1 protein-coding gene is annotated in these 1,010 nt (G+C 66.1%); it reads left to right on the top strand.

What is annotated here, in order from left to right:
• Positions 1-30 precede the first annotated feature (30 nt).
• The coding region (locus ABIB49_RS19270) for an IS256 family transposase (protein ID WP_354157659.1) at positions 31-1,010 on the top strand (980 nt) is incomplete at its 3' end.

Raw genomic sequence — 1,010 nt, forward strand, 5'->3', positions numbered from 1 at the left:
CAAAGAACTCACAAAGGACACAAACACACGATGGCTCTAGACCAGTCTGCCCTGCTTGACCTTCTTGGCCAACTGAAACTCACCGATGTCTCCGACCGGATCCGTGCCGCGACCGAAACCCTGTACCAGCAGCTCATCGAAGCGGAGGCGACCGCGTTCATCGGCGCCGCCCCGTTCGAACGCTCCGAGGCGCGGACAACGCAGCGCAACGGGTCCCGGCCCAGGACGCTGACGACCACCGCCGGGGACCTGAACCTGAAGATCCCCAAGCTGCGGAACGGGTCGTTCTTCCCGGCCCTGCTGGAGCGCCGCCGCCGCGTGGACCAGGCCCTCTACGCGGTCGTGATGGAGGCTTACCTGCACGGGGTCTCCACCCGCAAGGTCGATGATCTGGTCAAGGCGCTCGGGGCCGATACCGGGATCTCGAAGTCCGAGGTGTCCCGGATCTGCGAGGACCTGGACCACGAAGTCGGTGCGTTCCGGGACCGGGACCTCTCGGCCATGGATTACCCGTATGTGTTCCTGGACGCGACCTACTGCAAGGCCCGCGTCGGGCACCGCGTGGTGTCCCAGGCGATCGTGGTCGCTTTCGGCGTCGCCGCGGACGGACGCCGGGAAGTCCTGGGCTTCGACGTCGGCGACAGCGAGAACGAGGGCTTCTGGACCGCGTTCCTGCGGTCGTTGAAGGCCCGCGGCATGGACGGGGTGAAGCTGGTGATCTCCGACGCGCACAGCGGCCTGAAGAAGGCCATCGGGACCGTGTTCCAGGGCGCGGCGTGGCAGCGTTGCCGGGTGCATTTCATGAGAAACGTACTCTCGACTGTGCCGAAGGGATCCCAGGATATGGTCGCCTCGATCATCCGCACCGCTTTCGCCCAGCCCGACGCCGGGCGTGTGAACACCCAGTTCGACGAAGTCACCCGGATGCTCCTCAAATCCCACCCGAAGGTCGCCGCGATGCTCGGCGACGCCCGGGACGACGTCCTCGCGTTCACCGGGTTCCCGGCCAG

It is taken from the genome of Arthrobacter sp. UYCu512, from assembly GCF_040547075.1.
Lineage (GTDB): Bacteria > Actinomycetota > Actinomycetes > Actinomycetales > Micrococcaceae > Arthrobacter.